Genomic DNA, 16,842 nt, shown 5'->3' with positions numbered 1-16,842 from the left:
TCAGAACTCGACGCCGGCTTGCGCCTTGATGCCGGAGCGAAACGGATGCTTGACCAGCGTCATCTCGGTGACGAGGTCGGCGATCTCGATCAGCTCGTCCTTGGCGTTGCGCCCGGTGAGCACGACATGCGTCATCGGCGGCTTGTGCTTTGTCAGGAACTCGACGACCTCAGCGATGTCGAGATAGTCGTAGCGCAGCGCGATGTTGATCTCGTCGAGCACGACCATGCGCAAGCTGGAATCGAGAATAAGCTCCTTGGCCTTCTCCCAGCCGGCACGCGCAGCGGCGATATCGCGCGCGCGGTCCTGCGTCTCCCAGGTGAAGCCTTCGCCCATCGCATGGAACTGGCAGAGATCGCCGAAATGGCCGGTGAGCAGGCGCCGCTCGCCGGTGTCCCATGCGCCCTTGATGAATTGCACGACCGCGCAAGGAAAGCCGTGGGCGACGCAGCGCACGATCATGCCAAAGGCGGAGGACGACTTGCCCTTGCCGGCACCGGTATGAACGATGATGAGGCCCTTTTCGCCGCTCTTGGTCGCCATGATCTTGTCGCGGGCGACCTTCTTCTTCGCCATTTTCGCGGCGTGGCGGGCGTCGGTTTCCTCGACCGTTCGGGTATCCGGTTCAGGCGTCATCTGACAGGGTCCTTCGGCTTGACAAGTGGCGGCCGTGGGCAAATGGTGGGGCGGTGTTGGTTCCTGTCCTATGACAGGCGAAGAGGGAATGCGATAGGGTCCGAATCGGCAAGATTTGGGTCCAAAATGCAGCCGCCCCCGCGACCGTGACCGGAGAGATGCCCAAAGCCACTGACCCCCGCGGGGATCGGGAAGGCGGGGATCGAAGGGCGAAAGCCCTGCTCCGCAAGCCGGGAGACCTGCCAGCGCGGAAGTTTTGGACCGGCGGACGGGGTGTTCCGCGACGGGGAAGCGGGCCTTCGCAAGAATGGTTCGTGCGCCTCATCGCCTCCCGCTGTTTATCCTGGAAGAGGCGATGACCGTCACACTTCACGTCTGTATCACCTGCCGTGCTGGCCAGACGCTTGGCGAGGGCGAGGTCGCCCCGGGCAAGCGCCTGCACGGCGCGATTCTCGATGCCGGCGTGCCCGATGGCGTTATCGTTGTTCCCGTCGAATGCCTGTCGGCCTGTAGCCAGGGTTGCTCGGTCGCGCTCAGCGCGCCGGGCCGCTGGTCCTATGTCTACGGCCGCCTGTCGGAAGCCCATGCGTGCGACGTGATCGCGGGCGCCGCGGCCTATGCCGGCGCGCCCGACGGCATCGTGCCCTGGCGCAGCCGGCCTGAAATCTTCCGCAAGCAATCGCTTGCCCGCATTCCTCCCATCGCCGCCCTGCCGGAGCCCGCCGAATGAATTCGCTTGCAAAAGTCCCCGTCACCGTCGTCACGGGTTTTCTCGGCTCCGGCAAGACGACACTGATCCAGCATCTGCTCGCCAATGCCAACGGCAAGAAGCTCGCGGTGCTCGTCAACGAGTTCGGCAGTGTCGGCGTCGATGGCGACATTTTGAAATCTTGCGCCGATGCCAGCTGCCCGGAAGAGAACATCATCGAACTCGCCAACGGCTGCATCTGCTGCACCGTCGCCGATGATTTCATTCCGACCATGGAGCAGTTGCTGGCGCGGCCGGTGCGGCCCGACCACATCCTGATCGAGACCTCGGGCCTGGCGCTGCCAAAGCCGCTGCTCAAGGCGTTCGACTGGCCACAGATCCGCTCGCGCATCACCGTCGACGGCGTGATCGCGCTCGCCGATGCCGAGGCAGTCGCCGCGGGGCGTTTCGCGCCGAGCCCGGACGCGGTCGAGGCGCAGCGCGCGGCGGACGCGAATCTCGATCACGAGACGCCGCTGTCGGAAGTGTTCGAGGACCAGATCGCCTGCGCCGACATCGTGCTGCTGACCAAGGCCGACCTGGCCGGTGCGGCGGGACTCGAAGCGGCCAAGGCTGCCATCACCGCCGAGATGTCGCGCAGCGTGCCGATGCTGGCGGTCACCAACGGCGCCATCGACGCGCGCCTCATCCTCGGTCTCGGCGCTGCTGCGGAGAATGATCTCGCGGCGCGTCCCTCCCATCATGACGGAGAGGAAGAGCACGAGCACGACGATTTTGCCTCGGTGGTGATCGATCTTCCGGAGGTCGCGGATATCGACGTGCTGGTCGCGTCGGTCCAGCGTCTCGCACGAGAGCAGAATGTGCTGCGCGCCAAGGGCTATATTGCAGTGGCGGGCAAGCCGATGCGCCTGCTGCTCCAGGCGGTCGGCGAGCGGGTGCGGCACCAGTTCGACAAGCCCTGGGGAGCGGGCGGGCGGCAGTCAAAACTCGTCGTGATCGGCGAGCATGGCGATATCGATGAGGCCGCGATCAAGGCGGGATTTGGTTTTTCAGGATCTGGCATCTGATGCACGTCGTCTTCCGCGAGAGCCGCGGTCTCGAGGAGACCGCGACGCCAAGGGACATCGGCCAGGACCCGGCCGATCTCGTGGTGCTCTCGTTTTCGGACTCTGATCTTGCCGCGTTCGCGTCCGGCTGGCGGCGCGGCCGTGACAGCCTGCCGTCGCTGCGGCTGGCGAACCTTGCGGAGCTGCGCCATCCGCTGTCGGTCGACACCTATGTCGAGCGCACGCTGTCGCAGGCGCGCGGCATTCTAGTGCGCCTGATCGGCGGTGAGTCCTACTGGGCCTACGGGCTCGCGGCCCTGCATCAACTGGCAAGGGACCGTGGCATCGTGCTGGCCGTACTGCCGGCCGACGGCCGCGACGACGCGCGGTTAGACGCCTACTCGACCCTGCCGGTCTCGACGCTGCGCCGGCTGAAAGTGCTCTGCGACACCGGCGGCCCGGTCGCAGCCCAAGCCGCGATCGCGCAGCTTGCGCTGGCGTCCGGCCTCTATGCCGGGCCGGTCGTCGGCGAGATCACCGTTCCCGAGATGGGCTTTTATGATCCTGCGCGCGGTGTCATTGCGGCGCCGACGGCCGGCGAGGGCAAGCCATGCGCGGTGGTGACCTTCTATCGCTCGTATCTCACGGCCGCCGATACAGGTCCGATCGATGCCTTGATCGCGGCGCTGCGCGAGGAGGGCTTTGACGCCTACGGCGTGTTCGTCACCTCGCTGAAGGCTGCGGGCGTCGCGGATTGGTTGCGAACTCATCTCGCACAAAATCCCGCCGCCGCGATCGTCAATGCGACGGCCTTCTCGGCAATGGGGAATGACGGCACGACGCCGTTCGATGCCGTTCCATGCCCGGTGTTTCAGGTCGCACTCTCGACGGCGCTGCGCGAGGACTGGGAGGGATCGCTACGCGGCCTGTCGCCCGGCGATCTTGCGATGCATGTGGTGCTGCCCGAGGTCGATGGTCGCCTGTTCACGGGCGTGGTGAGCTTCAAGTCGGCCGCGATGCGCGATCCCGATCTGCAATTCTCGCACCTTGCGCATCGCGCGGATGAAGAGCGGGTGAAGGCCGTCGCCGCGCGCGTCGCGGCCTGGCAGCGGCTTGCGGAGAAGCGCACAAGCGACAAGCGACTGGCAATCGTGCTTTCGAACTATCCGGGACGCCCGCACCAGATCGCGCATGCGGTTGGTCTGGATGCACTCGCCTCGGTCGAGGCATTGCTGTCGGACCTGGCTGGCGCCGGCTACGACGTCGTGCCGCTACAAGCGCTCGGCGGAACCCTGCTGAACCGGCAATTCACCTGGAGCGTCGCCGATTATCGCGCGGCACTCTCGCGTCTTTCACAGGATTTGCAGGATGATCTCGCGCGTGCCTGGGGCGCACCGGAAGATGATCCGAGCTGCCGCGGTGACGCGATCCACTTTGCCGCGATCACGTGTGGCAAGTCGATCATCGCAGTTCAGCCCGAACGCGGCGATGCAAATACCCGCGGTGCCGACTATCACGATCTCGCACGCACGCCGCGCCACGCCCATGTCGCCTTCTATCTCTGGCTCCGCGCACAGGGCATCGACGCCGTCGCGCACATGGGCGCACACGGCACGCTGGAATGGCTGCCCGGAAAATCCGTGGCGCTGTCGTCGAGCTGCTGGCCGGAAGCCCTGATCGGCGACCTGCCTGTCATCTACCCCTTCATCGTCAACGATCCCGGCGAGGCCGCACAGGCCAAGCGGCGCACGGGTGCGGTGACCATCGGCCATCTGCCGCCGCCGCTTGCCACATCCGCCGTGCCGGATGGCCTGCGCCGGCTCGAACAGCTCCTCGACGAATATTCGACCGCCGATGGTCTCGATCCCGCCCGCCGCCAGCGACTGATCGCTGCGATTCGCGACGAAGCTCGTGTGGCCGGATTGGAAGACGATCTCGGCCTCGATGCGTCGGCCGCACCGGCGGAAGCCATCCCGCGGATCGATCGTTTTGTCTGCGATCTCAAGGAAAGTCAGTTCGGCGACGGCTTGCACGTATTCGGCCGCGGCGCCTGCGGCGATGCCGAGCGGGACGCGCTGAGTGCGGCACTCGCGGGCAGGCGTGTTGCGCCGGGACCGTCGGGCTCACCCTATCGCGGGCGCCAGGACGTGCTGCCGACCGGACGCAATCTCTTTGCGGTCGATCCGCGCGCGGTGCCGACGCCGTCGGCGCATGCGCAAGGCATCAAGCTCGCGGAAGAGCTGTTGCGCCGCCACTTGCAGGATCACGGCGACTGGCCGAAAGGCCTCGTAGTCGACCTCTGGGGCTCGGCAACGATGCGCACGGCGGGTGAAGAGTTTGCGATGGCGCTGCATCTGGCCGGGCTCGCGCCGCGCTGGGATCATGCGTCCGGCCGCGTGACCGGCTACGACATCATCGCGCCGGCCGAGCTCGGCCGTCCCCGCATCGACGTCACGCTGCGCGTCTCTGGCCTGTTCCGCGATGTCTTTGCAGAACTGGCGCAATTGTTTGAAGCCGCCGCCGAGGCGCTCTCGACGCGCGAGGACGAGGGCGACGAAAATCCTTATCGCCATCGTGCGTCCCGCGTGTTCGCGCCGCGTCCCGGACAATATGGCGTCGGTCTGTCGTCGATCCCGGATGTTTTCACGTCTGATAGCCGCGAGGCCGCAGGCGAAGCCTGGCTGTCGGCATCGTCCTGGGCGTTCTCCGCCGACGGCGCGATCAAGCCGGATCGTGCCGGCATCGAATCGCGGCTCGCATCTGCCGACGCTTTCGTCCACGTTCAGGACTTGCCGGAAACGGATCTTCTGCTCGCCGCCGACTATGCGGCTCACGAAGCAGGTGTTGCGGCCGCCGCCGCGAGGCTCGGCGCGGCTACGCCGTCGCTCTATCATCTCGATGCGACTCGTCCCGACGAGCCGCATGCGCGCACCCTGACCGAAGAAATCTCGCGCGTGGTTCGCGCGCGCGCCGCCAATCCGGCCTGGATCGCCGGCATGATGCGCCACGGTTTTCGCGGCGCTGCCGAGATCACGGCGACGCTCGAGCATATGGCCGCGTTCGCGCATCTGGCCGGAGCTGTGCCGCCGCATCTGTTCGATCTCTACTACGATGCCACGCTCGGCGACGACGGCGTCCGCGCCTTCATGGCGCAGGAAAATCCGGCGGCTCTGGCCGCGATGGAGACCTGCTTCACGCGCTTGCACGAGGCTTCACTCTGGCGAACGCGCCGTAATTCGATCGCGGCTGCGTTGCGGGAGGCGTCATGAGCGCGTTTTCGGTCAAGGGCTGGTGTCCCGGTGCGCTGCGGCCGATGCAATCGGGCGATGGGCTCGTGGTCCGGGTGCGTCCTTTCGGTGGGCGTCTTGAAGCAGCACAGGTTGCCGGACTTGCTGACCTTGCTGAACGTTTCGGCAACGGCCTCGTTGACGTGACGAGTCGCGCGAACCTCCAGATCAGGGGCGTCGACGAACAGGGGCATCGGCTAGTGCTCGAGGGACTCGCGTCGCTGGGGTTGCTCGACCACGACGCCGACACCGAAGCCCGGCGCAACGTCCTGGTGACGCCGTTCTGGAGCCCCAGTGACGAGACGCAGTCGCTCGCCGCGGAGCTTGAAGAAGCGCTCGCCGACAGCGCGCTCGCGCTTCCCAGCAAATTCGGCTTCGCAATCGATGATGGGACCTCGCGCGTGCTGGCCGGCGATTCCGCCGACGTTCACATCGAACGCGATCGTGGCGGCCGGCTGCTGGTGCGGGCCGATGGCGCAAGGCTCGGCCGATCGGTCGCACGCGGAGCGGCAGTGAGCACGGCGCTCGCGCTCGCAAACTGGTTCACCGTCTCCGGTGGTGCCAAAGGCGGGCGGGGGCGCATGGCCGCCCACATCGCGGCCGGTGTGGCATTGCCCGTGACCTTGCGCGGTGAGACCGAGCCTGCCCCCGTGATGGCTGCGTTACGGCCCGGGCATTATCCGCAAGGCGTAATGGTTGGCATCGCGTTCGGGCAGATGCCGCACTCGACGCTCCGTCAATTCGCCGAATGCGGACGTGCGCTGCGCATGACGCCATGGCGGATGGTTCTGAGCGAGGGCAAGCGGGAAATGCCGAGCGCGGCAGGCCTCATCACGGAGCCCTACGATCCCGCGCTGCGCGTCATCGCCTGTAGCGGCGCCCCGCGCTGCCGCGAGGCGCATGCCGATGCGCGCGCGCTGGCGGCCGCACTTGCGCCGCGCATCGCCGCCGATACGCGGCTTCACGTTTCCGGTTGCGCCAAAGGCTGTGCCCGTTCCGGTGCCTCGGCAGTGACGCTGGTTGCGACCAGCGCCGGCTTCGATCTCGTCCGCGACGGCTCGACGCGCGATCAGCCGGTCCTGCGCGGCTTGAACGGTGCCGACATCGTCAGCGATCCCTCCATCCTGGTGGGAGGGCACTGATGCCGCACGTCTACGAGACCGATGGCGCGGCGATCTACCGGCAGTCTTTCGCGACCATCCGGGCCGAAGCGGATCTGGCACGCTTCACGCCGGATGAGGAGCAGGTGGTGGTGCGGATGATCCACGCCGCCGGCCTGGTTGGGCTGGAGAGGCATATCCGTTTCACACCCGGCATGGCGACCGCTGCGCGCGCGGCGTTGCAGAGAGGCGCACCGATCCTGTGCGACGCGCGCATGGTCTCCGAGGGGATTACGCGCGCAAGGCTGCCGGCAGCCAACGCGGTTATCTGCACGCTCGGCGATCCGGCCGTTCCTGCGCTCGCGCAATCCATCCGCAACACGCGCTCGGCCGCGGCGCTGGAGCTATGGCGTCCGCATCTCGACGGCGCAATTGTTGCGATCGGCAATGCGCCGACCGCGTTGTTTCATCTTCTCAACATGCTGGAAGACCGCGGCTGCCCGCGACCAGCGGCGATCATCGGTTGCCCTGTGGGCTTCGTCGGCGCCGCCGAATCCAAGGCCGCGCTGATGGCCGATCCGCCGGTGCCGGCGCTGACCGTCGAGGGCCGCCTCGGCGGCTCCGCGATTACCGTTGCTGCCGTCAACGCGCTGGCGAGCCGGAGCGAATAGCGATGGGACGCATCATCTGCTGCGGTCTCGGCCCCGGCGATCCCGATCTGATGAGCGTGCGCGCGGACCGAACGGTGCGCGCCGCAAAGCACGTCGCCTATTTCCGCAAGAAGAACCGGCCCGGTCAGGCACGTCGTATCGTCGAGGGCATGCTCGCGAGCGACGTGACCGAATATCCGATGGAGTATCCGGTCACCACGGAGATCGCCTTCGACAGTCCCGAATATGTCCGCCTGCTTGCCAGCTTCTATGACGAATGGGCGGAGCGCCTAGCGCGGCTCGCGCGCGCGGTCGACGTCGTCGTGCTCTGCGAGGGCGATCCTTATTTCTACGGCTCCTTCATGCATCTGCACTCGCGCCTGCAAGACCGCGTCGAGATCGAGGTGATTGCCGGCATTCCCGGCATGGTTGGCTGCTGGAACGCCGTCGGTCAGCCGATTGCGCTGGGCGACGATGTGACGACGGTGCTGATGGGCACGCTGGCCGAGGCCGAACTCGAACGGCGGATGCGGGATTCCGAAGCGCTGATCATCATGAAGACTGGCCGCAATCTCCAGAAGGTGCGCCGCGCCCTTGCTGCCGCCGGAAGGCTGGGCGATGCCTGGCTGGTCGAGCGCGGCACCATGCCGCGCGAGCGTGTCGCGCGGCTCGCCGATATCGATGCCGCCGATTGTCCCTATTTCGCGATCGTGCTTGTGCACGGCAAGGGACGGCATCTGGACGCCGCCGAATGACGGGCACGCTGACCATCGCGGGCCTTGGGCCGGGCAGCGAAGCGCTGGTGACGCCCGAGGTCTCCGCCGCGCTTGCAGCCGCAACCGACATTCTGGGTTATGCGCCCTACGTCGCACGTGTGCCGCCGCGATCTGGTCTCACCCTGCATCCGTCCGACAACCGCGAGGAGTTGCAGCGCGCACGCGAGGCCTTGCGGCTTGCTGCCGAAGGCGGGCAGGTTGTCGTCGTGTCCTCGGGGGACCCCGGCGTATTCGCGATGGCGTCCGCCGTATTCGAGGCGCTCGAACAGGCACGGCAATGGCGGGAGCTGCCGATCCGCGTGCTGCCCGGCATCACCGCGATGCTTGCAGCGGCCGCGCGCGTCGGCGCGCCGCTCGGCCATGATTTCTGTGCGATCAATCTCTCGGACAATCTCAAGCCGTGGGCTGTGATCGAGAAGCGGCTGCGGCTCGCTGCGGAAGCCGATTTTTCGATCGCGATGTACAATCCGCGCTCGGCGAGCCGGCCCGAGGGTTTTGGCCGCGCGCTTGCGTTGTTGAAGGACGCCGGTTGCGGCGAGCGCCTCGTAGTCTTTGCACGTGCGGTCAGCGCGCCCGACGAGCGGATCGAGACCGTCACGCTCGACGAGGCCCGGCCCGAGATGGCCGACATGCGCACGCTGGTGATCGTCGGCAATTCGCAGACGCGCCGCGTTGGCCGCTGGATCTACGCGCCGAGGCAGGTCCGATGACCAAGCCAGTGCATCACCTCGGCCGCGCTCTCCACCCGTTGTCGTTCGGGCAGCTCTGGCCGCGAGATCATGACCACGGGCAGGCCGAGTTCACGGGCGGCGTCGATCTTGGCGCGCGCGCCGTCGCCGCCGGAATTGCGGGCGACGATCCGCGCGATGCCACCCGCCTGCATCATCGTCAATTCGGCATCGAGTGTGAACGGTCCGCGCGACACGATCACATCCGCCGCGAAGGGCAGGGGCGCTTCGGGCGGATCGACGAAACGGAGCGTGTAGGCGTGCTGCGGCTTTGCCGCGAACGGCGCGATGTGCTGGCGGCCGATGGCGAGGAAGACCTTCGCCGGGCTCTCCGGAAGCGCAGCGACCGCAGCGTTGACGTCAGCGACCTCGATCCAATGGTCGCCATGCATCTTGTTCCAGGGCGCGCGCTCGAGCGCGACCAGTGGCGTGCCGGTTTCCGCGCATGCCGCGACCGCATTGCGGCTCATCTCGGCGGCAAAGGGATGCGTCGCATCGATCACATGCGTGATGCCTTCACGGTGGATGTAATCGGCAAGCCCGCTGACGCCGCCGAAGCCGCCGATGCGGGTCGGCAGCGGCTGGTCGGCCGGCGCGCGGGTGCGGCCGCCATAGGAATAGACGGCCTCGATGCCCGCGCGCGCGAGCTCCGCTGCGAGCAGGCTCGCATCGGCTGTTCCGCCCAGAATGAGGGCGCGCGTCATGGCTGATCCCTGGTTGACCATCATCGGTATCGGCGAAGATGGCCTCGCAGGTCTGTCCGAAGCAAGCAGAAAGGCGCTTGCCGGGGCCGAAACTATCTTCGGCGGCGAGCGCCATCTCGCGCTCGCAGGCGTGACCAGTCGTGGCCGCCCCTGGCCGGTGCCGTTCGACGCGGAGGTCGTGCTGAGCTGCCGCGGCCGCCCGACCGCGGTGCTCGCCTCCGGCGATCCGTTCTGGCACGGCGCGGGCGCAAGCCTCGCTGAGAAGCTCGAGGCCGGCGAATGGATTGCGCATTCGGCGCCGTCGACCTTCTCGCTCGCGGCCGCGCGGCTAGGCTGGCGGCTCGAATCCGTTGTGTGCCTCGGCTTGCACGCTGCGCCATTCGAGCGGCTCGTGCCGCATCTGGCTTCCGGTGCGCGGATCATTTGCCTCGTGCGTGACGGCAACGCGGCCGGTGATCTGACAAAGTGGCTGAGCGAGCGCGGATGGGGCGCCTCGGCATTCTGGACTCTCGCCGCGCTCGGCGGGCCGCGTGAAAGCATCGCAAAGCATCGCGCCGACAGCTTTGCGGGCGATCTGGCCGGAAACCTCGTTGCGGTGGCATTGGAAGCGAGAGGAGCGCAGGGTATCCCCCGCAGCTCGGGCCTTGCGGATGATCGTTTCGTCCATGACGGCCAGATCACCAAGAGGCCGGTGCGCGCGCTGGCGCTCTCGGCACTGGCGCCGCGTGCCGGGGAGAGGCTGTGGGACATCGGCGCCGGCTCGGGCTCGATTTCGGTCGAATGGGCGCTGTGCGGCGGAACCGCGGTCGCCATCGAGGCGCGCCAGGATCGTGCGGTGAACATCCGCAGCAACGCAGCGTCCTTTGGACTGGCGCATCGGATCACCGTGATCGCAGGGACGGTGCCGGAAGCTCTGGCTGCGCTGGAGGTGCCGGATGCCGTCTTCGTCGGTGGCGGCCTCGACGCAGAGATGTTCGATGCGGTCTGGTCGCGCCTCTTGCCGGGCACGCGGGTGGTCGCGCATGCGGTCACGATCGAGACGGAAGCACTGCTCGGCGAGCTGCATCAGCGCCATGGCGGCGAGTTGATGCGGGTCGAGATCGCCCATGCCGGCCCGCTCGGACGATATCGTTCCTGGGAGACGGCGCGTCCGGTGGTGCAATGGAGCGCGGTCCGATGAAGGTCGCCGGCTTCGGGTTCAAGCAGGATGTTACGCTCGCCTCGCTGCGTGAGGCGCTCGTCGCGGCCGGCGGTCTCGCCGGGCTCGCGGCGGTGGCGACTATCAGCGACAAGGCCGATGCGGAGGCACTGAAGCAGCTCGCGCGCGAATACGGCGTGCCGATCAAGGCCGTTCCAGCCGATATATTGGCGGGTATCGACACGTCCACCCAGTCAAGACGCATCATTGAAAAGTTCGGCACGGGATCGGTCGCCGAGGCTGCGGCGCTTGCGGCAGCCGGACCGCGCGCGCGACTGATTGCGACGCGGGCGGTCTCGCGGGATCGAACCGCGACCGCGGCGATCGCGGAAGGAGACGGCGAATGACGGTGCATTTCATCGGCGCAGGACCGGGCGCCCCGGACCTGCTGACGTTGCGCGGTCGCGACCTGATTGCGGCCTGTCCGGTCTGTCTTTATGCCGGTTCGCTCGTGCCGGAGGGCGTGCTGGCGCATTGCCCGCCCGGTGCGCGCATCGTCAACACCGCGCCGCTGTCGCTCGATCAGATCATCGCGGAGATCGCTGCGGCGCATGCCGCTGGCAAAGACGTCGCGCGGCTGCATTCCGGCGATCTTTCGATCTGGTCGGCGATGGGCGAACAGCTGCGCCGCCTGCGCGCGCTCGACATTCCCTACACCGTGACACCGGGCGTGCCCGCTTTCTCGGCCGCGGCAGCGGCGCTCGAAGCCGAGCTGACATTGCCGGGCCTCGCACAGACCGTGGTGCTGACGCGCACGCCGGGCCGCGCCAGCGCGATGCCCGAGGGCGAGAAGCTCGCCGCCTTTGCCGCTACCGGTGCGGTGCTCGCCATCCACCTGTCGATCCATCTGCTCGACAAGGTCGTCGCCGAGCTGACCCCGCACTACGGCGCGAACTGTCCCGTCGCCATCGTCTGGCGCGCGAGCTGGCCTGACCAGCGCATCGTCCGCGCCACGCTGGCGACGCTCGATGCTGCCGTCGGGGCCGAGCTCGAACGCACCGCGCTCATCCTGGTCGGCAAGACTCTGGGCACGGCGGATTTTACCGAGAGCCGCCTTTATGCCGCCGATTATGACCGCCGCTATCGGCCGGTCGGCGCCGAGCCGCGCTTTCCGGAGGCGTCCTGATGCCCGCGGGTCTCGTCATCTCCGCGCCGGCCTCCGGCGTCGGCAAGACGACGCTGACGCTGGCGCTCGCGCGCGCCTGGCGCAATTGCGGATTGCAGGTGCAGTGCTTCAAGAGCGGGCCGGATTATATTGACCCTGCGTTTCATGCGGCCGCCACAGGTCGCGCGTCCGTTAACGTCGACAGTTGGGCCATGGATCGCGGGACCATCGCGCATCTCGTCGGTCGCGGTGCGGACGCCGATGTCGTGCTTGCCGAGGGCTCGATGGGCCTATTCGACGGCGTCGCTGCGCCCGGTGTCTCCGGCACCGGTGCGACTGCCGACATCGCGCAGATGCTGGGCTGGCCGGTGGTTCTGGTGATCGATCCGTCCGGACAGGCGCAGACCGCGGCGGCCATCGCCGCAGGTCTTCGCGACTACCGTGCCGGCGTGCGCCTTGCCGGCGTCGTGCTCAACCGCATCGCGAGCGCACGCCATGAAGACCTCGTGCGGCGTGCGCTTGGCGATGCCGGCATCGCCGTGTTCGGCGCGCTGCCGCGCCATGCCGAGATCAGCCTGCCGAAGCGGCATCTCGGCCTGGTGCAGGCCGAGGAACAGGCAGAAATCGCCAGCCTGATCGATGAAGCTGCGCGCTTCGTCAGCACCCATATCGACCTCGATGCCGTGCTGCGATCGGCCGCCGCGTGGTCGCCGCAGCCGGCGGGAAACGGCTTGAACGTGACGCCGCCAGGTCAGCGTATCGCACTGGCGCGCGATGCCGCGTTCTCATTCGTCTATCCGCATATGCTGGAGGGGTGGCGCGCCGCCGGCGCAGAGATATCGACATTCTCGCCGCTCGCCGACGAAACGCCCGATCCCAATGCCAATGTCTGCTGGTTGCCCGGCGGCTATCCCGAGCTTCACGCTGGCCAACTCGCCGCCAATACCGGCTTTCGCAGCGGCTTGCGCGCCTTCGCCGAGACGCGGCCGGTGCATGGCGAATGCGGAGGCTATATGGTGCTGGGAGCAGGCCTCACCGACGCCGAAGGCGTTCGCCATGAGATGACTGGCCTGCTCGGCCTGGAGACGAGCTTTGCCAAACGCCGCATGCATCTGGGCTATCGTCTGGCCGAGCTTGCCGCGCCAATGCCGGGGCACGACGCCGGTGCGCGCCTGCGCGGCCACGAGTTCCATTATTCAACCATCGTCGCGCAGCCGGATACGCCACTCGCGGTCGTGCATGACGCGAGCGGTGCGGTCATCGCCGAGACCGGCTCGCGGCGCGGCCATGCCACCGGCACGTTCTTTCACCTGATCGCGGAGGACCGGTGAGCGGGTTCGTCACTTTTATCTCCGCCGGTCCCGGTGATCCCGAGCTTCTCACGGTCAAGGGCGCTGCGCGGCTGCGCGAGGCTGACGTCGTGCTCTACGACGATCTCGCATCCGGCGCGATTCTCGATCTGGCCCGGCCCGGCGCCAATCTCGTCGCAGTTGGGAAGCGGGCGGGCCGGCCCTCGACCAAGCAGCACCACGTCAACCGTCTCTTGGTCGACTATGCCGCGACCGGATCACGTGTCGTGCGCCTGAAGTCGGGCGATGCCGGTATTTTCGGCCGGCTTGAGGAGGAGATTGAGACGCTGCGCGACGCCGGCATCGGCTACGAGATCATTCCCGGCGTCACCTCAGCCTGCGTTGCGGCCGCACAAGCTGGCATTCCCCTGACACGGCGCCACACCTCGCGTCGGGTGCAGTTCGTGACCGGAGCGGATGTCACCGGCGACCTTCCGCAGAACCTGAATTGGGCGGCGCTGGCTGATCCGGAAGCAACCACCGTCGTCTATATGGGCCGCCGCACCTTTCCGGCGCTTGCCGCAAAATTGATCGAACATGGCCTCGCCCCAGGCACACCGGCGCTGCTGGCCGAATCCCTTGGCCGCTCCGACGAACGGCTGGTCCGCACCACCATTGCCGAGCTGGCCGAACAGCTTGCGCGGGGTGGCGCGGCCTCCACGGCGGCCGTCATCCTGTTCGGTGCCTTGGCGGGAGAATATCCGTCATGACACTCGCGGCTGCCCTTCGCCCCTTGACGCCCGGCTTGCGAAAGGGGCACACAGGAGAGGCATGGTGCTCGACGCGGCGCAAAGCGCCGGAGCATAATCGGGAATGGGGATGGGCGGACCAAATAGCGGCGCTCAAAACCCCAGCCGCCCCCGCGACTGTAAGCGGTGAGGGGCTCCAATCAGCCACTGGGCCGCAAGGCTCGGGAAGGCCGGAGAACCCAGTGAACCGCGAGCCAGGAGACCGGCCGTGCACGTTTTGAGGCCAAGGCCGTCGGGTGTGACGGCAGGAAGGATCTGAGCCATGCATATCGAACCCGGGATCGTAACGGGCGCCAAGCTCGTGTTGAGTTACGCAACTGGCATCGCCACAGGCGGCGTTGCGCTGAAACTTGCGGCCCAGACCATGCGCGAGCAGGGCATCGGCTCGTTCGCGGCGCGGACGGTCGCCACCACAGGCCTCGTCTTCACATTCTTCGAGATCCTGCCGCACTTTCCGGTTGGGGTTTCCGAGGTCCACTTCATCCTCGGCTCGACCTTGTTCCTGCTGTTCGGCGCAGCGCCGGCGGCCTTCGGCCTCGCGCTCGGACTTTTGCTCCAGGGCGTGCTCTTCGAGCCGGTCGACCTGCCGCAGTATGGCATGAACGTCACCACGCTGCTGGTGCCGTTGTTCGCGATCCAGGCAATCGCCACGCGGATCATTCCGCGCAACACTGCCTATGTTGACCTTCAATATCGCCAGGCGCTGGTGCTCTCGACCACGTATCAGTCCGGCGTCATCGCCTGGGTCGCGTTCTGGGCGCTCTATGGCTCCGGCTTCGGTGCGACCAATCTAGCCAACATCGCGACCTTTGCGGCGTCTTACGCGCTGGTGATCGTGATAGAGCCGCTGGCGGATCTCGCCGTGCTGGCGCTGGCAAAGTCGCTGCGCGGCGTTACCGCGCCCGGCCTCGTCACGCCGCGTCTGCACAACGCGGCCTAGAGACAAGCCGAAGGGCGGCCGATGCGGCCGCCCTTCGCAGGTAAGATGCTCACGCTCTCCCTGATAGGCATCGGTTGCGGCGATCCCGAGCAGCTCACGCGCGCCGCGGTTCGTGCCATCAATGCGGCCGACGTCGTCCTGATCCCGCGCAAGGGGGCAGCGAAATCCGATCTCGCCGATTTGCGGCGGACGATCTGCGCCGACGTGCTCACCAGCGACACGACGCGCATTGCTGAATTCGATCTTCCCGTGCGCGACACGGCCGAAGCAGACTATCGCAAGGGCGTGGACGACTGGCACGACGCGGTGGCCGCTGTCTGGTCACAGACGATCGCAAGCCATCTCAAGGGTGAGGGCCGCGTTGCGCTGCTGATCTGGGGCGATCCGTCGCTTTACGATTCTTCGCTGCGCATTGCGCGGCGGCTCGATCCCTTGCCGAAGATCGTAGTCATCCCCGGCATCACATCGATCCAGGCGCTGTGCGCGGCGCATGCGCTGCCGCTCAACGATATCGGCAAACCCTTTCTGGTCACGACCGGACGCCGCTTGCGCGAAGGCGGCTGGCCGCAAGGCATCGACACCGTGGTGGTGATGCTCGACGGCGGCACGGCATTCCAGTCGCTCGATCCGGAAGGCCTGCACATCTGGTGGGGCGCGTATCTCGGCATGCCAGATCAGATCGTCATGTCCGGCGCGCTTGCGGAGATCGCCCCACGCATCGTGGCTGCACGCCAGCAAGCGCGCGAGCAACATGGCTGGATCATGGACAGTTACATTCTCAAGCGCAGGCCATAAGCCAAGCGAGGCAGCATGCTTCCCGAATGGGTCTATCAAAAATGCCCCGATATCTCCGCGGTCCATCGCGCGGCGGCAATCGCGCGTCAGGCACAACTGACAAAACCGACCGGCGCGCTCGGCCGGCTCGAGCATCTCGCGATCGAGCTCGCTGGCCTGCAAGCGACCGAGCAGCCTCGCGCCGGCCGTGTGCCGATCATCATCTTCGCCGGCGATCACGGCATCGTCGCGCAGGGCGTCTCTGCCTATCCGCAAGAGGTGACGATTGCGATGATGGCGAATTTTGCCTCGGGTGGAGCCGCGATCTCGGTGCTGGCGCGTGAATTGGGTTCCGGCCTGGAGGTGATCGACGCCGGCACGCTGGCGCAGGAGGAAATGGCGGGCGCAGTCACCGACAAGCCGCGCAACGGCACCCGCGACTTCAGTGTGGAAGCTGCGCTCGAGCCGGCAGAGCTGGCATTTGCCTTCGAAGCCGGACAGCGCGCGGTCGTGCGCGCAGAAGCGAGCCAACCCGATCTTCTGATCTTCGGCGAGATGGGCATCGGCAACACCACGACATCAGCGGCGATTGCCGCAGGCCTGCTCGGCGTGAGCGCCGAGGAGATCGCCGGCAGCGGCACCGGCGTCGATGCGGCCGGCCGCGCGCACAAGGCGCGCGTGATCGATGCCGCGATCGAGCGTCATGGGGTTGCCGGTGCATCGGCTGAAAAGATCCTGTGCGGCGTTGGCGGACTCGAAATCGCGGCGATCTGCGGCGCGATCATCGCGGCCGCGCAAGCCCGCATTCCGATCCTGATTGACGGTTTCATCGTATCGGTCGCGGCCCTGGCGGCGGTGCGCCTCAACCCGTCCTGCCAGCCGTTCCTGCTGCCGTCGCACCAATCGGCGGAGCAGGGGCATCGGCTGGTGCTTCGCGCCCTGAACGTCCAGCCGCTGATCAGTCTCGATCTCAGGCTCGGGGAAGGGTCTGGCGCCGCGATCGCGCTGCCGCTGGTGCGGCTTGCCTGCAGTCTTCACAACGGCATGGCGACGTTTGCGCAGGCCAATGTGCCGGATCGTCCGGCCTGATC

At 67.1% G+C, this 16,842-nt stretch carries 17 protein-coding genes and 2 riboswitches; of the genes, 15 read left to right on the top strand and 2 right to left on the bottom strand.

All coding sequences use genetic code 11. The features are described 5' to 3' along the window. The gene (cobO, locus tag FXV83_RS04925) at positions 1 to 636 is read right to left on the bottom strand and encodes a cob(I)yrinic acid a,c-diamide adenosyltransferase (RefSeq protein WP_148738081.1); all 636 of its coding nucleotides are present in this window, start codon (positions 634 to 636) and stop codon (positions 1 to 3) included. 40 nt (positions 637 to 676) lie between these two features. After that, positions 677 to 897: riboswitch (cobalamin riboswitch) on the top strand. A gap of 94 nt (positions 898 to 991) precedes the next feature. Here cobO and FXV83_RS04920 point away from each other — a divergent pair. From FXV83_RS04920 to cobJ, 7 genes are read left to right on the top strand one after another with little or no spacing between them, the layout of a single operon-like run. Then, entirely contained in the window at positions 992 to 1,366 is a 375-nt protein-coding gene (locus FXV83_RS04920) for a DUF1636 family protein (RefSeq protein WP_148738080.1), read from the top strand. Beyond that, positions 1,363 to 2,412, top strand: a complete 1,050-nt coding sequence (gene cobW, locus FXV83_RS04915) for a cobalamin biosynthesis protein CobW (protein ID WP_148738079.1) — start codon at positions 1,363 to 1,365, stop codon at positions 2,410 to 2,412. The genes FXV83_RS04920 and cobW overlap by 4 nt, the downstream gene beginning before the upstream one ends. Beyond that, positions 2,412 to 5,660 (top strand): cobaltochelatase subunit CobN, encoded by a 3,249-nt coding sequence (gene cobN / locus FXV83_RS04910; protein ID WP_148738078.1) that lies wholly within the window; start codon positions 2,412 to 2,414, stop codon positions 5,658 to 5,660. The genes cobW and cobN overlap by 1 nt, the downstream gene beginning before the upstream one ends. After that, positions 5,657 to 6,820, top strand: a complete 1,164-nt coding sequence (gene cobG / locus FXV83_RS04905) for a precorrin-3B synthase (RefSeq protein ID WP_148738077.1) — start codon at positions 5,657 to 5,659, stop codon at positions 6,818 to 6,820. The genes cobN and cobG overlap by 4 nt, the downstream gene beginning before the upstream one ends. Beyond that, the gene (locus FXV83_RS04900; RefSeq protein WP_148738076.1) at positions 6,820 to 7,449 is read left to right on the top strand and encodes a precorrin-8X methylmutase; all 630 of its coding nucleotides are present in this window, start codon (positions 6,820 to 6,822) and stop codon (positions 7,447 to 7,449) included. Before cobG ends, FXV83_RS04900 begins: the two co-directional genes overlap by 1 nt. A gap of 2 nt (positions 7,450 to 7,451) precedes the next feature. Beyond that, a complete protein-coding gene (locus tag FXV83_RS04895; protein WP_148738075.1) occupies positions 7,452 to 8,183 on the top strand; it encodes a precorrin-2 C(20)-methyltransferase in 732 nt (243 codons plus the stop codon). Continuing rightward, a complete protein-coding gene (cobJ, locus tag FXV83_RS04890; RefSeq protein ID WP_148738074.1) occupies positions 8,180 to 8,914 on the top strand; it encodes a precorrin-3B C(17)-methyltransferase in 735 nt (244 codons plus the stop codon). Before FXV83_RS04895 ends, cobJ begins: the two co-directional genes overlap by 4 nt. On the opposite strand, the gene FXV83_RS04885 is transcribed toward cobJ, so the two are convergent. Beyond that, complete coding sequence (locus FXV83_RS04885) at positions 8,890 to 9,636, bottom strand: cobalt-precorrin-6A reductase (RefSeq protein WP_148738073.1); 747 nt, start codon at positions 9,634 to 9,636, stop codon at positions 8,890 to 8,892. The two genes, cobJ and FXV83_RS04885, sit on opposite strands and share 25 nt — an antisense overlap. On the opposite strand from FXV83_RS04885, the gene cbiT reads away from it, so the two are divergent. The 8 genes from cbiT (at position 9,635) to cobT (ending at position 16,840) form a co-directional block, all read left to right on the top strand. Next, on the top strand, positions 9,635 to 10,816 hold the full coding sequence (gene cbiT / locus FXV83_RS04880) for a precorrin-6Y C5,15-methyltransferase (decarboxylating) subunit CbiT (RefSeq protein WP_148738072.1): 1,182 nt from the start codon (positions 9,635 to 9,637) through the stop codon (positions 10,814 to 10,816). The two genes, FXV83_RS04885 and cbiT, sit on opposite strands and share 2 nt — an antisense overlap. After that, positions 10,813 to 11,181: a cobalamin biosynthesis protein gene (locus tag FXV83_RS04875; protein ID WP_187435662.1), complete on the top strand. Its 369-nt coding sequence runs from the start codon at positions 10,813 to 10,815 to the stop codon at positions 11,179 to 11,181. The genes cbiT and FXV83_RS04875 overlap by 4 nt, the downstream gene beginning before the upstream one ends. Continuing rightward, positions 11,178 to 11,960 (top strand): precorrin-4 C(11)-methyltransferase, encoded by a 783-nt coding sequence (gene cobM, locus FXV83_RS04870; protein WP_148738070.1) that lies wholly within the window; start codon positions 11,178 to 11,180, stop codon positions 11,958 to 11,960. Before FXV83_RS04875 ends, cobM begins: the two co-directional genes overlap by 4 nt. Next, positions 11,960 to 13,270 carry a cobyrinic acid a,c-diamide synthase CobB gene (locus FXV83_RS04865; protein WP_148738069.1) on the top strand — a complete coding sequence of 437 codons (1,311 nt, stop codon included), beginning with the start codon at positions 11,960 to 11,962 and terminating at the stop codon, positions 13,268 to 13,270. Before cobM ends, FXV83_RS04865 begins: the two co-directional genes overlap by 1 nt. Then, positions 13,267 to 13,998 carry a uroporphyrinogen-III C-methyltransferase gene (gene cobA, locus FXV83_RS04860; protein ID WP_148738068.1) on the top strand — a complete coding sequence of 244 codons (732 nt, stop codon included), beginning with the start codon at positions 13,267 to 13,269 and terminating at the stop codon, positions 13,996 to 13,998. The genes FXV83_RS04865 and cobA overlap by 4 nt, the downstream gene beginning before the upstream one ends. Before the next feature lie 45 nt (positions 13,999 to 14,043). Continuing rightward, positions 14,044 to 14,262: riboswitch (cobalamin riboswitch) on the top strand. Between the two features lie 37 nt (positions 14,263 to 14,299). Beyond that, positions 14,300 to 14,977, top strand: a complete 678-nt coding sequence (locus FXV83_RS04855) for an energy-coupling factor ABC transporter permease (protein ID WP_148738067.1) — start codon at positions 14,300 to 14,302, stop codon at positions 14,975 to 14,977. Between the two features lie 45 nt (positions 14,978 to 15,022). Next, positions 15,023 to 15,772, top strand: a complete 750-nt coding sequence (cobF, locus tag FXV83_RS04850; protein ID WP_148738066.1) for a precorrin-6A synthase (deacetylating) — start codon at positions 15,023 to 15,025, stop codon at positions 15,770 to 15,772. Between the two features lie 15 nt (positions 15,773 to 15,787). Further along, positions 15,788 to 16,840, top strand: a complete 1,053-nt coding sequence (cobT, locus tag FXV83_RS04845) for a nicotinate-nucleotide--dimethylbenzimidazole phosphoribosyltransferase (protein WP_148738065.1) — start codon at positions 15,788 to 15,790, stop codon at positions 16,838 to 16,840. The last annotated feature ends 2 nt before the right edge of the window (positions 16,841 to 16,842 follow it).

Source organism: Bradyrhizobium hipponense, assembly GCF_008123965.1.
In the GTDB taxonomy this organism is placed as follows: Bacteria; Pseudomonadota; Alphaproteobacteria; order Rhizobiales; family Xanthobacteraceae; genus Bradyrhizobium; species Bradyrhizobium hipponense.
Note: the sequence above shows the minus strand (reverse complement) of the source record. Positions and strands in the feature narration are given on the sequence as shown.